General features: G+C 46.8%; 8 protein-coding genes and 1 pseudogene. All 9 read left to right on the top strand.

Going from position 1 to position 15,183, the window contains the following annotated elements:
* Positions 1–69 precede the first annotated feature (69 nt).
* The 9 genes and pseudogenes from FN815_RS04830 to FN815_RS04795 all read left to right on the top strand — a co-directional run bounded on the left by FN815_RS04830 (position 70) and on the right by FN815_RS04795 (position 15,052).
* The gene (locus FN815_RS04830; protein ID WP_142453488.1) at positions 70–2,037 is read left to right on the top strand and encodes a DUF2264 domain-containing protein; all 1,968 of its coding nucleotides are present in this window, start codon (positions 70–72) and stop codon (positions 2,035–2,037) included.
* Entirely contained in the window at positions 2,034–3,362 is a 1,329-nt protein-coding gene (locus FN815_RS04825) for a BNR repeat-containing protein (RefSeq protein WP_221930241.1), read from the top strand. Before FN815_RS04830 ends, FN815_RS04825 begins: the two co-directional genes overlap by 4 nt.
* Positions 3,363–3,407: 45 nt before the next feature.
* Positions 3,408–4,625, top strand: coding sequence for an AGE family epimerase/isomerase (locus FN815_RS04820; RefSeq protein WP_142453487.1), 1,218 nt, complete (start codon positions 3,408–3,410; stop codon positions 4,623–4,625).
* Positions 4,626–4,887: 262 nt separating this feature from the next.
* Positions 4,888–7,959, top strand: a complete 3,072-nt coding sequence (gene lacZ, locus FN815_RS04815) for a beta-galactosidase, LacZ type (protein ID WP_142453486.1) — start codon at positions 4,888–4,890, stop codon at positions 7,957–7,959.
* Between the two features lie 52 nt (positions 7,960–8,011).
* Positions 8,012–9,865, top strand: a complete 1,854-nt coding sequence (locus FN815_RS04810; protein ID WP_142453485.1) for a glycoside hydrolase family 2 protein — start codon at positions 8,012–8,014, stop codon at positions 9,863–9,865.
* Between the two features lie 60 nt (positions 9,866–9,925).
* Positions 9,926–10,996, top strand: a pseudogene (locus tag FN815_RS19275) (glycoside hydrolase family 43 protein); the annotation flags it as partial.
* Positions 10,982–11,938: a glycoside hydrolase family 43 protein gene (locus FN815_RS19270; RefSeq protein WP_342780475.1), complete on the top strand. Its 957-nt coding sequence runs from the start codon at positions 10,982–10,984 to the stop codon at positions 11,936–11,938. The pseudogene FN815_RS19275 and the gene FN815_RS19270, both read left to right, overlap by 15 nt.
* Positions 11,939–11,946: 8 nt before the next feature.
* Positions 11,947–12,972, top strand: a complete 1,026-nt coding sequence (locus tag FN815_RS04800; RefSeq protein WP_221930240.1) for a DUF4861 family protein — start codon at positions 11,947–11,949, stop codon at positions 12,970–12,972.
* Between the two features lie 160 nt (positions 12,973–13,132).
* Positions 13,133–15,052 (top strand): glycoside hydrolase family 43 protein, encoded by a 1,920-nt coding sequence (locus FN815_RS04795; RefSeq protein WP_142453483.1) that lies wholly within the window; start codon positions 13,133–13,135, stop codon positions 15,050–15,052.
* Positions 15,053–15,183 lie beyond the last annotated feature (131 nt).

The raw sequence follows: 15,183 nt of genomic DNA, 5'->3' as shown, positions 1-15,183 counted from the left end.
CTCTGTTTTTGATCCAATCTAAATCTAATTGAAACAATAATTGCTCATCAGCAGACCTGATTTCCACCCATGAATCGCGCTATTCCTGTTTTACTGATTTTATTATTGATGTGGCCCTTGATGGGCATGTCTCAGCAAAAAGAACTGGGACAGAGGGAATACTATGTAAACATGCTGGTTGATATTGCCGATCCTGTATTGACAAACCTGGCTAATGATCAGCTAAAAAAGAATATGCCTGTAGAAAAGGCAAACAACCCATACGGCGGCAGAGAAGACGTAACCCACTTAGAAGCCGTTGGACGAACACTGGCCGGTATGGCCCCGTGGCTTGAGCTGGGTCCTGATGACACCGAAGAAGGCCAACTTCGGAAAAAATATATAGACCTTGCAGTAAAAGGTCTCGCAAATGCCGTTAATCCCGAGGCTAATGATTACCTGAATTTTTCCGGCGAAGGTCAGCCTCTTGTAGATGCAGCATTTCTCGCAGAAGCGCTCATTCGGGCACCCAAACAGTTGTGGGGCAATTTGGATAAAACCACACAAGAGCGGATGCTCAGGGAATTCAGAAAAACACGAGCGACCTCCCCACCTTATATGAACTGGTTGTTATTTAGTGGGATGATTGAAGCGGCTTTATTGAAATTTGACGGTGAACCTGACATGGTGCGCATGGAATATGCGTTGTTTAAACACGATGAGTGGTATGTAGGCGACGGTACCTACGGTGATGGCCCCGATTTTCACTGGGACTATTACAACAGCTATGTCATCCAGCCCATGATTTTGGATATCCTTTCGGTGTTGGAAGACAAGAAATCGGAATTAAGGCACTGGCGCTATCGCTACAAATTCATTGATAACGCTCATGTATTCCTGGAACGGGCCCAACGGTACGCCGCTGTTCAGGAACGATTGATCTCACCGGAGGGAACCTATCCGCCGATTGGTCGCTCGCTGGCGTACCGCGTGGGCGCTTTTCAGGCGTTGTCCCAAATAGCACTAATGCAGCAATTACCGGATGAGCTCGATCCAGCCCAGGTACGGGGAGCCCTGCATGCTGTCATCAAAAAACAAATGGAAGTACCCGGAACTTTTGATGAAAACGGGTGGCTCACCATCGGTTTTTATGGCCCTCAAAAAGACATTGCTGAACGATACATTTCTACCGGAAGCCTATACCTGAGTAGTACCGCCTTTTTAGTGCTGGGTTTGCCTGGGCAAACGCCATTCTGGTCTGCCCCGGCCAAAGACTGGACCCAAAAGCAAATTTGGGGTGGCAAAGAAGCCCCCATCGATCATGCCTATTACCCAAACCGGCGTCCTCAGGAAGAGGATTGGGAGGTTGTGTTACCCGCTACTTCATTTAGTGATGCCCAGTCTCTCAAAAAGCACTGGAACCTATTCTATCCATGGGGAGATGACCATAATGGCACGGCACGGATGTTTGAGAAGAACATTATTGTGCAGGATAATATGCTGGAGCTGAAAGCCGAACGTTTTGAAGAAGAGCAAAAGGCAAGCAGTAAGCATCCAAACCTGCCCCTTAAATATGCTTCCGGTGCGATTCATGCCAAGCATCAAATTGTCATAACGGAAGAATACCCTGAATATGAAGTATCAGGTGTTTTCAAAGCCCCGACAGCCCCCGGAACCTGGCCTGCTTTTTGGCTCACCGCAGTGGATGGCTGGCCGCCGGAAAGTGATATTCTGGAATTCAAAGGAGATGACATCAACTGGCAGAATACGTTTATCACCCCGCAAAATGTAACGACTATTAAAGAATCCATCCCGGATGCAGCGGGTACATGGCACAGCTATTCGGCACGGATCAAGCGTTTGGATGAGGAACATGCGAGCATCACCTATTTTATTGATGGTAAACAAACCGTTGTGCATTACACCAATTTCACCAATAAACCATTGTGGCTTATCATTAACTTGCAGATGGAAGGTTCTTCGGGAGATGCTGAAGGATTGGAGGGCACCAGTTATTTTGCTAAAGAAGTAACCATCAAAAGAAAGACAGTACAGTGAGTTTAGCGTTAAGATCACATATCATTTCACTTTTTTTATTCCTGTTAGCAGGCCTCATAGCTGGTTGCTCCGAAGAGCAAATAATCAAGACAACGGCCATTGGTCAAGGCTGGGCCAATAACTCAGTGAACGCCGTTATTTTTCGCGGAAAAGCGCTCACCACGTACCAAGATGTGCAATTTGCCGCTTATTATGATGCCGAAGGGCGCATGGTTTTGGCGAAGCGTGAGTTAGGCGATCAAAATTGGAAAACGCACATCAGCAGATATTCCGGAAATGTGGAAGATGCCCATAACAGCATCAGCCTGGCGGTTGATAGTGACGGGTTTTTACACGTAAGCTGGGATCAGCATAATACCCCTTTGCGTTATGTAAAAAGCACCGAGCCATTCGGACTTGAGCTTTCTCAGGAGCTTTCAATGACCGGCTTGCAGGAAGAAAGAGTGACGTACCCACAGTTTTTTAATCTACCCAATGAAAAGCTCTTGTTCAGCTATCGCTCTGGAGAATCGGGAAGGGGCAATATGGTTTTAAATGAATACAATCCTGACACCGAACAATGGATTCAGCTCCAAAACAATTTGCTGGACGGGGAAGAACAGCGCAGTGCTTACTGGCAGATGCATGTTGCAGAAAACGGTGATCTACATCTTTCGTGGGTATGGCGCGAAACCTGGGACGTGGCCTCCAATCATGACATGGCCTATGCCGTATCAAGCGATGGCGGCCGAAGCTGGAAGAAATCCAACGGCGAAGCATACGATCTCCCCATCACGGAAACCGCGGCTGAGCTAGCCTGGGAAATACCTGAAAACAGCGAGCTTATCAATCAAACCGCCATGACGGTAGATGAAAACGGTAATCCGTACATCACCACCTATTGGAATGCCGGCAGTAAACCACAATTTAAGATCATCTACCTGGAAGAGGGCCGATGGAAACTGATGGATACAGGATTCCGGGAAAGTACCTTTTCACTGAGTGGAGGTGGCACCAAACGCATCCCGATTTCCCGTCCCGAAATTTTGATGGACGAAAATTATGTGTATTTACTGTTCCGGGATGAAGAAAGAGACAGTAAAATTACTGTAGCGGGCGCCTCTTTAGATAAAAAGAAGTGGACCTTGAAAGATGTAACGGAGCAGGGCGTGGGACAATGGGAACCGAATTATGATGTGGAATTATGGAATACGAAACGGGAACTGCACATCTTCTCACAAAAAGTAGAGCAAGTGGATGGAGAAGGCGTGGCAGAAGTAGCCCCGAAGCCGGTTCAGGTCATCGAAATAGAAAATCTTCAGCAACTGTTTGAAAACAGAAATTAAGACGCACAAACTCAACTATTAATCATTAGAAATAGCCAGCTAATAATGAAAATTAAACTTCTACTTTTTTTATTTACCCTTAGTGTTTTTGTAGGGTGCAATAGCGAATCAGCGACCCAACAAGATTCATCACCATCCATTTCAACCATTGATAGCACCCTGGAGCTGGCCGCTAAACAGTACGAATATTTGGGCAGCCAAATTGAGCCGGGCGAATATCCCAAAACCTATTACGATGAAAGGGATGAGCTGGAAACCAGCGGCTCGGGCTGGTGGTGTAGTGGCTTCTATCCCGGAACCTTGTTGTATTTGGATGAAGCCATTGATGCTCCACATCTGAGAAAGCGCGCCATGGAAGTCATGAAAGATCTCAAAAAAGAACAGTACAATACTTCTACCCATGATCTTGGATTTATGATGTATTGCAGCTTTGGGAATGCCAACCGTCAGCAGGAGAATGAGCAGTATGAAGAGATCCTGATGAACAGCGCAAAGTCGCTGGCTACCCGTTACCAGGATACGGTAAAAGCGATCCGGTCTTGGGATAACGCCTCCTGGAACAAGGGAGAAGAAGGTGACTTAGTGGTGATCATCGATAACATGATGAACCTGGAATTACTGTTTTGGGCTACGGAGCACAGCGGGGACAGCACTTATTACGACATTGCCGTAAACCATGCGAATACCACCATGGAAAATCATTTCCGCCCTGACTACAGCTCTTATCACGAAGTGATTTATAAAGAAAATGATGGCTCTGTGAAAGCTCGCATTACCAACCAGGGGGCAGCGGATGAGTCGGCCTGGGCCCGCGGACAAGCCTGGGGTTTGTACGGGTACGTAATGACCTACCGCGAAACAGGCGATGAGAAATACCTGGAGCAAGCACAAAATATTGCAGACTTTGTTCTGAGTCACCCCAATTTACCGGAAGACAAAATTCCATACTGGGATTTTAATGCCCCGAATATTCCTGATACCTACCGTGATGCTTCTGCGGGGGCGATCATCGCCTCGGCTTTATTTGAGTTAAGTACGTTATCAGAGGGCGAAAAAGCAGAGTACTATTATGAAAATGCAGTAGATATGCTCTCCAGTTTGCTGACTCCTAAGTACCTGGCTGAAGAAGGCGAGAATGGCGGCTTCCTGCTAAAGCATGGCGTAGGCAGTTTGCCCGGCAACAGTGAAGTAGACGTGCCGTTGACCTACGGCGATTACTATTTCGTGGAAGCCATGATGCGATATAAAGACTCCAAAAAGTAACCTAATGCGTTTACCGTTTATCAATATTCCTCAGCCTACCGCCCCGAGTTATTCGGGGTCTCGCTTGTGGTTTGTTGGAATAAGAGAACTCAGGTAGAATCTACAAACTGGTACAAGCGAGACGCTTGCACCAGTTGCTTGGGAAAACGCTATAAGGGTTTCCTTTTACATGGGTTTTTTTATTCGGTAAACACGTTAACATAATTTATAAAGCCGGAAGGCTCCGGTATCGTTTAAACCATCAGATCTTAACTTATTAAATATGAAGAAGTTTCTAATCCTCATACTGGCTCTAATCGTGCAAACCTTATTTGTACAAGCCCAGCAAAATGAATGGGAAGACCCCACTATTTTAGACCGGAACAAAGAAGAAGGTCGGGCTCAATTTATAGTACATCAGGAAGGTGAAAAGCTGACCCAAAGCCTCAATGGCATCTGGAAGTTTCATATCGTGAAGCATCCCGATCAACGGCCAAAAGATTTTTATAAAACTGATCTAAGTGACTATAACTGGGACGATATCAAAGTACCAAGTAACTGGGAGCTTGAAGGTTTTGATACGCCTATTTATACCAATATCATTTATCCGTTTCCGAAAAATCCGCCCTACATCGATGGGGATTACAATCCGGTAGGTAGTTACCGTACCAACTTCACTGTGCCCTCAGGATGGGATGACAAAGAAATTATTCTACACTTTGGCTCCATTTCAGGATATGCCAGAATCTATGTGAATGGTAAAGAAGTAGGGATGACCAAAGCTTCTAAAACACCCGCTGAATTTGATGTAACCAGCTTTTTGCAAGAAGGCGTGAATTTGCTGGCCGTACAGGTGTTTAGATGGCACGATGGCAGCTACCTCGAAGACCAGGATTTCTGGCGATTGAGTGGTATTGAGCGGGATGTGTATCTGCAAGCACTGCCCAAACAAACCGTCTGGGATTATTTCATAAATGCTAATCTGGATGACAGCTATACCCACGGAAAACTGGATGTAGAAGTGGACTTCCGTCAGTTTGGAGAGGTGAAAGCAGGTGGGCAAAAAGTGTCTTTTGTATTGAAAGATGCGAATGGAAATACGGTATTTTCTGAAGAGAAGCCGGTTAAAAATCTTAGCGCTTCTTTCTCCAAAACCATTAACAATGTGAAGAAATGGAGCAACGAAACTCCGTATCTGTATTCTTATACCATCTCCTGGAAGGATGAGCAAGGCAATGAAAATCACATCAACGGTAAAACCGGGTTCCGCCGGGTAGAAATCAAGGATGCCCAGTTGCTGGTGAATGGCAATGCCATCATGGTAAACGGAGTGAACTTGCACGAGCACCATCCGGTAAAAGGCCATGTGCCAGACGAGAAAACCATGCGTCGCGACCTGGAGCTAATGAAGCAGCACAACGTGAATGCCATCCGCATGAGTCACTATCCCCACGGCATACGACTGTATGAGCTTGCGGACGAATACGGCATGTTCGTGGTGGAAGAAGCCAACATTGAAACCCACGCTATGGGTGCCGAGTGGCAGGGTGGTTTTGATAAATCAGTTCATCCTGCTTATTTGGAAGAATGGGCTCCGGCACATATGGACCGCATTAAGCGAATGGCAGAGCGTACCAAAAACCATCCATCTATTATAAGCTGGTCTATGGGGAATGAGTCAGGGAATGGCCCGGTGTTTTATGATGCATACGACTGGCTGAAAGAGTTTGATGCCTCCCGTCCGGTGATGTTTGAACAAGCCGGCGAAAACCGGAATACCGATATTGTAGCCCCGATGTATCCCGGTCTAAACAGCATGAAAGCCTATGCCGACGATGATAGCAAAACACGGCCTTACATTATGTGCGAATTCAGTCACGCCATGGGTAACAGTAATGGAAACTTCCAGGAGTATTTTGACATCATTGACAGCAGTCCACACATGCAGGGTGGCTTTATCTGGGATTGGGTTGATCAGGGCTTGTTAGACGAAAAAGATGGGCAAGAGTACTTCGTATATGGCGGAGGATTGGGAAGTGAGCACCTGCATCATGATGAAAACTTCTGCGCTAATGGCCTCGTTTCGGCCGACCGATCTGTACATCCGGGACTCTTTGAAGTCAAAAAAGTATATCAGGACATCAAATTTAGTCTGGATGACCAGGACCTGACGGTTCGAAATAATTACTTCTACACCAATTTGGATGCATTTAATTTTAAGTGGGAATTGTTGAAGGATGGCAAAGTAGTAGCCGGTAACATCCTGGATGTGCAGGCTGCTCCGCAGACATCAACAACCGTAACCCTGCCGGTTGAGAATCTGGAAAATGACGGGGAATACTACCTGAGTGTGTATGCATTTACAAAAGATGCCACCGAATTGGTGCCAGCCGGACATGAGTTGGCCCGCGAGCAGTTTGACCTTCAAACCGGAAACTACTTCGAAAACCTGGCAATGGAGAGTGAGGGGCAATCACTGACCTATCAGGAAGATGGAAACTCGCTTACCTTTGAAGCGGGCAACATGCAGGGAAGCTTTGACCTGGAAACCGGCGAGCTCACTTCTTATCATGTGAAAGGAGAAGCCGAAGTCCTTACCGCTTTCCCAACGCCTTATTTCTGGCGCGCCCCAACGGATAATGACTTTGGCAACAGAATGCCGACAAGATTGTCTGTGTGGAAAAATGCGCACAAATCCCCCAAAATAAACGCAGTAGAAGTAGGTGAAGAAACTTCGGAAGGGCTGCCCATCACCGTAAAAATGCAGTTGGCAGAAGCCGGTGTACCATACACGGTATCCTACTTCATTCACAATAACGGAGATATTAAAGTGACGGCTGAGCTGGATATGCAAGGCAACGATCTTCCTGAGCTGCCTCGTTTTGGAATGCGCGTTGAGTTACCAGGCGAGTATGGAGACCTGAGCTATTACGGAAGAGGCCCATGGGAAAACTACTCCGACCGTAAAACCGCCTCCTTTTTAGGAACTTACGAAAGCACAGTAGCCGATCAGTTTACATGGGAATACATACGTCCGCAGGAAAACGGCTACAAAACCGACGTACGCTGGCTGAAACTACAGAATGCTAAAGGTAAAGGTCTCAAGGTAACGGGTGATCAGCCCCTCGGCTTTAGCGCCCTGAATGTATCCGCAGAATCACTGGATCCGGGAGCAACCAAAAAACAGCGCCATACCATTGATGTAGATCCCGAAGACAAAGTGTACCTGCACGTGGATTACAAACAGCGCGGCGTGGGTGGAGATAACAGTTGGGGAGCTTTGCCACATGAGCCATACCGACTGGAGGCCAACCAATACTCATATTCGTACTGGATAAGCCTGATTGAGGAATAAATTATAAATAGTGCCGGAATTAGAACCCCGGCATCTTTAAATAGGAAAACCGATGAGAAGACTTCTTTCAATACTATTCATGCTTGCCCTGATGCAGCCACTTTTTGCCCAGGATAACCTGATTATCAACACGCAGGGCCGCAATGCCGTGTCGCTAAACGGGGACTGGCACTACATTATAGATCCCTATGAAACAGGATTTTATAACTACCGGTATGGAGAGCGAAACGAAAACGACGGCGGAGCCTACTGGAATATTAACGAAAACCCAGAAAAGTCTGATTTAATCGAACACGGCTACAGTGATGAATACAGCATTGAAGTGCCTGGTGACTGGAATTCGCAGGACCGTGTGTTCCTCTATTATGAGGGGACGGTGTGGTATCAACGGTATTTTGATAAACCTGCAATGGCCGAAGATGAAGTGGCTCACCTCTATTTTGGGGCCATCAACTACGAAGCGCATGTGTATCTGAACGGCAAAAAGCTGGGTATGCATAAAGGTGGATTTACGCCCTTCAATTTTGAGATTCCATCGGGACTTTTGAAAGCAAAAGACAACAACCTGGTGGTGAAGGTAGATAACAAACGCCACCCCGAAGAAATCCCCACAGTAAACACCGATTGGTGGAATTTTGGCGGTATTACCCGGGATGTGAAGCTGGTGATTACCCCACAGCAATTTGTACAGCAATATCATATCCAATTGGATCAGCAACAGGATATTAAAGCTGCTTTAGAAAATGATAGCTATCAAATCACAGGCTGGCTGAAGATGAACAAGTCTGCTTCCGGCAATGCTATCATTGAAATCCCTGAACTGGGACTCGAAGAAGCTCTTGCTATTTCCGGCGATTCGGTGGCGGTTAACTTTGAGGCGGAAAACATGGAGCTGTGGACCACATCAAACCCGAAACTTTATGAAGTAAAGGTCAGTTTTGACGGCCATACAATCATCGATAAAATTGGTTTCCGCAAAGTGGAAGTGCAGGGCGATGATATCCTGTTGAATGGCGAGAAGGTCTTTTTGAGGGGCATCAGTATCCATGAAGAAATTGCTCCGGAGATGCGCCGTGCCAACAGCCGTGATGATGCCGCTCAACTCTACGAATGGGTGGAAGATCTCAATGCCAACATGGTACGCCTGGCGCATTATCCACACAATGAATATATGCCGCGCCTGGCTGACTCTTTAGGTATACTGGTTTGGACTGAGATTCCTGTGTACTGGACTATCGATTTTGAGAATCCCGAAGTGCTGGATAAAGCGCAGGCTCAACTGAAAGAAATGGTATCCCGGGACCGCAACCGGGCCTCGGTCATCATTTGGTCGGTTGGTAATGAAACTCCTGTTAGTGAAACGCGAACCGACTTCATGAGCACGCTGGTAAAAGATACCAAGCGTATGGACGACACCCGCTTAGTGTCGGCGGCTCTTGAGGTTGGTTACAACGAGGGTAAAAACTATGTGGATGATCCATTGGGTGAATACACCGATATCGTTTCCCTGAATGAATACCTCGGCTGGTACGGCGGACTTCCCGATGCCTGTCGCACAGCCCAATGGGAAACCAAATATGACAAACCATTTTTTATTAGTGAAACCGGTGCGGGCGCCCAGCCAGGCTTTCATGCCGATAAGCTAACCCGTTTCAGTGAAGAGTACCAGGAATGGTACTATGAGGAGCAAGTAGATATGTTTAAGAATCGTTTCCCGGACAACTTCACCGGACTTTCACCCTGGATTTTGACGGACTTTCGCTCTCCACGCCGCAATCATCCCGAATACCAGGATGGATGGAACCGGAAAGGCCTGATTGGTAACAATGGTGAAAAGAAGAAAGCCTTCTATGTACTGCAGGCTTATTACAAAGAATTAAAAGAACAACAGGAAAAAGCCAGGTGACCTGCCATGAGAAAAGCAATCCTTTGCTTATTTCTGTTCACTGTTGTGTTTGGGCCGCCGATGGTGGCCCAGGCGCAACACCATACCTCTTTTCAACCCGGAGAAATTTGGGAAGATACGGACGGGGTGCATATCAATGCCCATGGCGGCGGCATTTTGTACCACGATGGCGTGTACTACTGGTATGGAGAGCATAAGGGCAAAACCAGCAAGGCCCATGTGGGCATCAATGTGTATTCTTCAAATGATTTGTACAATTGGAAAAAGGAAGGCGTGGCCCTCTCCGTAAGTGAGGATCCGGATTCTGAAATCACGGCTGGCAGCGTGATGGAGCGCCCTAAAGTGATCTACAATGAAAGTACCGAACAATATGTGATGTGGTTTCACCTGGAGTTGAAGGACCAGGGCTACAGTGCCGCCCGTACGGGATTGGCTGTAAGTGATAGCCCGACGGGACCTTTCGAGTACCAGAAATCATTTCGCCCGAATGCCAAACAGTGGCCGGTGAATTTTGAAGAAGCATGGAAATCGCCCAAGCCCGGTGAAGACACTCTTGAGTGGTGGACGCCCGAATGGCATGAAGCCATTGAAGAAGGCCTGTTTGTACGAAGAGATTTTGAAAAAGGGCAGATGTCGCGCGATATGACCCTTTTTGTGGATGAGGACGGAACCGCCTATCACATTCATTCTGCCGAAGACAATCTCACCCTACACATCTCCGAATTAACGGACGACTATCTGGATTTCACCGGAAAATATATACGAGTAAAACCCGGAGGCCATAATGAAGCTCCGGCGATCTTTCAAAAAGACGGATGGTATTACCTGATTGCTTCAGGGGCCACCGGCTGGGACCCGAATGCGGCCCGATCATTCAGGGCAAAATCTATTTGGGGTCCTTGGGAAGAGCTTAACAACCCGGCAATCGGGAAAGACTCGGATGTTACGTTCCATTCCCAAAGCACTTTTGTGCTCCCGGTTCAGGGTAAAGAGGACGCCTTTATTTTTATGGCCGACCGCTGGAAACCGGAGAACCATATCGACGGCCGATATATTTGGCTGCCTATCGAAGTAGTAAACGGCCAGCCGGTGATACGATGGCGGGATGAATGGAGCCTGGATTTCTTTGAGAGGAGAAGATTTCCAATACGGCAAGATGTCCCCCTGGATTCCATCATATTGAGCGATCCGAGCATTTTAGCTGATTCCGAAACGGAAACCTATTATATGACGGGCACCGGCGGTTTACTTTGGGAAAGCAAAGATCTGAAATTTTGGGATGGACCCTACGAAGTAGCTATGACCGACCCCAGTTCCTGGATGGGACTTAATCCCATGATTTGGGCGGCAGAATTGCATCAGTATAAAGGCAAGTACTACTACTTCGCCACCTTCACGAACCGGGATGTGCAAATTGATACGGTCAGGGGCAATGCGATTGATCGCCGTGCCAGTCACGTGCTGGTAAGCGATAAACCCGGTGGTCCTTATGTGCCGATGGAAGATCCTACCTATTTACCAGCCGATGAACCCACTTTAGACGGTACTTTTTGGGTTGGTGAGGATGGAAAACCCTATATGATTTTTTGCCATGAATGGCTCCAGAACTGGAACGGTACGATGGAAAAAATTGAACTGAAGCCTGATTTAAGCGGTACAGTGGGCGGACGTGAAATCTTGTTCCGCGCCAAGGACTCTCCCTGGAGCGAAGAAGAATATGAAGACGGAAGTGCCGGCCCAAGTAAAGTGACCGATGGACCATACCTGTTCCGTACAGAAACCGGCCGGCTTGGCATGATTTGGACCAGCTGGGTACACGATGTGTACACGCAGGGAGTAGCCTACTCTGAAAGCGGCACTATCGACGGCCCCTGGGTTCAGGAAGAAGAGCCCATCACTCCTCCCAACTTTGGCCATGGTATGCTGTTCCGAACCCTGGAAGGCAAGCTGCTGATGGTAGCCCATAGTCATAAAAGTGTAAACGGGAGGTACATCCGCTATCCCCACTATTTTGAAGTGGATATATCAGGCGACAAGCTGAAGGTCGGAAAAATCTATCAACCCAAAAATTGACGGTAAAAATGAGAAAGAGTATAGCATTCCCAACTTCTAAACTAAAGGTTTTCACCTGCATCCTTGCTTTGATGGTAGCCTTTGCCTCCTGTACGGAGAAAAAGAAAACGACCGGTGAGTCCAAACCAGGAGATGATACCACTGCGCCATATGCCGAAATTTCTATCAAAGAAGGAGGGGAATGGCAAGATGGGGATCGGGGGCACAAAGAGTATATAGGAGGCTCGTTCAAGAATGTAGACAGCATGACCGTGCCGGAAGAGCATACCGATCATACCTGGTACATCCGCTATGAAGGTCCGGGCTGGGAAAACCAGCAGGTTGGCTACCGCTTATACCTGGACTGGCGAAATGCCATCGATATTTTTGGTAAGAAAGTGGACACGCTGGCTTTACCGTATGTGGGTAGAGAAGGCTTTGATTCGTACCACGAAATGGCCGGCTGGGGCATGGATATCCTCAAAGTTGGAAATGCCCTGGGTATTGGCGGGTTTGGCCGATATGTGGATGGAGAAGTGTTGCATTTTAATGAGGTAGAAAACACTTCAGTAGATATAGAAAATTCAGATGATAAAGCCTCGGTAAATATTCATTATGAAGGATGGGAAACCGCTGGTACCAAAGTAGACCTGCAATCTACATTGAGCATTTTCCCGGAAGGCCGGCATACCAAAGCAGAGTTTACATTTTCCAAACCCATTGAAGGATTTAGCACCGGCATTGTAGATCATGGTCTGCCGCTGATGAAAAGCGAAGGTTCCAATTGGGGCTACATTGCGACTTACGGCGCCCAAACCCTCGTAAATGATACGGATAAACTGGGCATGGCTGTTTTCTACAAACTGGATGAAGTTAGTGAAGTAACCACGGGCGAAGACGATCACCTGGTGGTATTCAATCCCGCAGAAAAGTTAAGCTATTATTTCCTGGCAGCGTGGGAGCAAGAACCAAACGGCATTACTAACCAGGCCGCTTTTGAAAACTATTTAGGTGATTTGTTGAGGGAATTAGAAGAAGATGGCGAGTTGGAGTAAATCCACAAACCAGCGATCATAAAAATTATTTGAACACTTTAGGATAACCCCGGAAGTGTTTTGGATACAGTATTTACTATTAAAAAATTACATCATAAGGGCCGAATCTGACGGATATCGGAAGTCCTCAGGTTTGCAAAAAACGAGTGGAAAGAAAGACATGACCCGACTCCAGATTTACATAGCCGGTGTACTCACACTATTAGCATTCAACACGCTTAACGCGCAACCGCTTGAAAAAGATTTGGAAGCCTATCTCTTCGCCTATTTTACCGGCAATAGCGTGGAAGAAGAAGCCATCCATTTTGGGGTGAGCCTGGACGGTTACAACTTTTATGTCCTGAATGACAACCAGCCCGTTCTCGATTCTAAAAAGATTAGTTCTACAGGCGGAGTGCGCGATCCACATATTCTCCGCGGTAAAGATGGCAACTTTTATATGGTGGTCACTGATATGACTTCGCACTTGGGGTGGAGCTCCAATCGTGCCATGGTGTTGCTGAAATCCCCGGATTTGGTGAACTGGACTTCCAGCGTAGTAAACATCCAAAACCGTTTTGAAGGCCATGAAGACCTGAAGCGGGTATGGGCGCCCCAAACCATTTATGACGAAGAAGCCGGCAAGTACATGATCTATTTCTCGATGAAGCATGGGGATGAGTCGGACATCATTTACTACGCCTATGCCAATGAAGACTTTACAAGTTTGGAAAGCGAGCCCAAACAATTGTTTTTCCCTTCCAATGGGAAATCCTGCATTGACGGCGATATTGTTTTAAAAGATGATGTGTACCATTTGTTTTATAAAACCGAGGGGCATGGCAATGGCATCAAGCTTGCCACTACCACTGATTTAACCTCCGGTAAATGGGAGGAAAGCCCGGATTACAAACAGCAAACTTCTGAAGCGGTAGAAGGTTCAGGGGTGTTTAAGCTGAATCAAAGCAATGAATATATTCTGATGTACGATGTGTACATGCAAGGGTCTTATCAGTTTACCAAAACAACGGATTTAAGAAATTTTGAGGTGGTGGATCATGAGATATCCATGGATTTCCATCCGCGTCATGGTTCCGTGTTGCCCATTACCCGTAGTGAGTTAAAGCGGCTTTTAAATGAATGGGGTACACCCGGGGATCTTCCCGAAATAAATAATAATCCCGTGCTGGAAGGCTACTATGCCGATCCGGAAATCTTTTATTCGCATAAGGATGAAAAGTATTACCTGTACCCAACCAGCGATGGTTTTGATAGCTGGAGCGGCTATTACTTTCAAACATTTTCTTCGGAAGACTTGGTTAACTGGACAAATGAGGGCATCATTCTAAACCTAAAAGAAGACGTAAGTTGGACCGACAGAAATGCCTGGGCACCCACCGCTATGGAAAAGAAGATAGATGGCGAGTACAAATACTTCTATTACTTCACGGCCGCTCAGCAAATTGGGGTAGCGGTAGCAGATGAACCCACCGGTCCATTCACAGATTCTGGTCAACCGCTCATTGATTACAAGCCTGAAGGCGTGCAAGGTGGTCAGGAAATAGATCCGGATGTATTTACCGATCCGCAAACCGGAAAAACCTATTTGTATTGGGGCAATGGCTATTTGGCGGTTGCAGAATTGAATGATGATATGATCTCCCTCAAAAAAGAGACTATTCAAGTGATGACACCTGATAACACCTTCCGCGAAGGAGTGGAGGTGTTCTACAGAAATGGGAAATACTATTTTATGTGGAGCGAAAACGATACCCGGAGTCCTGATTATCGCGTGCGCTATGCCACGGCGGATAGTCCGTTAGGGCCGTTACAGATTCCTGAAGAAAATCTTGTTATCGCGAAGAAGCCTGAGCCTGAACCAGGTATTTACGGTACCGGGCACAATTCGGTAATTAAGGTGCCGGGCAAAGATGAGTGGTACATCGTGTATCATCGCTTTTCGGTTCCGGAAGGTATCAATATGGGCAGGGCAGCCGGCTTCCATCGTGAGGTAGCCATAGATCCGTTGAAGTTTGATGAAAAGCAGAGAATCTTACAAGTGAAACCTACTTATAAAGGTATTCAGGCTATTCCAAATTAAAAGAATATAAAATGCGGCACTCACAAATTTGAGGCTGCGGACAAGTCTAAGAAGTCACTAATCAGAATCTATCTTTCTTTCCTAAATCTCTAAAGATCTGATTTTTTTAAGCCAAGGAGGGGGATAAAAGC

Origin of the sequence: Gracilimonas mengyeensis (assembly GCF_900182705.1) — a bacterium.
Classification (GTDB): Bacteria; Bacteroidota; Rhodothermia; order Balneolales; family Balneolaceae; genus Gracilimonas; species Gracilimonas mengyeensis.
Note: the sequence above shows the minus strand (reverse complement) of the source record. Positions and strands in the feature narration are given on the sequence as shown.

Bases quoted from the DNA above. Each gene is read 5' to 3' on its own strand.
- FN815_RS04830 (WP_142453488.1), top strand. From the start codon at position 70: ATGAATCGCGCTATTCCTGTTTTACTGATTTTATTATTGATGTGGCCC.
- FN815_RS04820 (WP_142453487.1), top strand. From the start codon at position 3,408: ATGAAAATTAAACTTCTACTTTTTTTATTTACCCTTAGTGTTTTTGTA.
- lacZ (WP_142453486.1), top strand. From the start codon at position 4,888: ATGAAGAAGTTTCTAATCCTCATACTGGCTCTAATCGTGCAAACCTTA.
- FN815_RS04810 (WP_142453485.1), top strand. From the start codon at position 8,012: ATGAGAAGACTTCTTTCAATACTATTCATGCTTGCCCTGATGCAGCCA.
- FN815_RS04800 (WP_221930240.1), top strand. From the start codon at position 11,947: ATGAGAAAGAGTATAGCATTCCCAACTTCTAAACTAAAGGTTTTCACC.
- FN815_RS04795 (WP_142453483.1), top strand. From the start codon at position 13,133: ATGACCCGACTCCAGATTTACATAGCCGGTGTACTCACACTATTAGCA.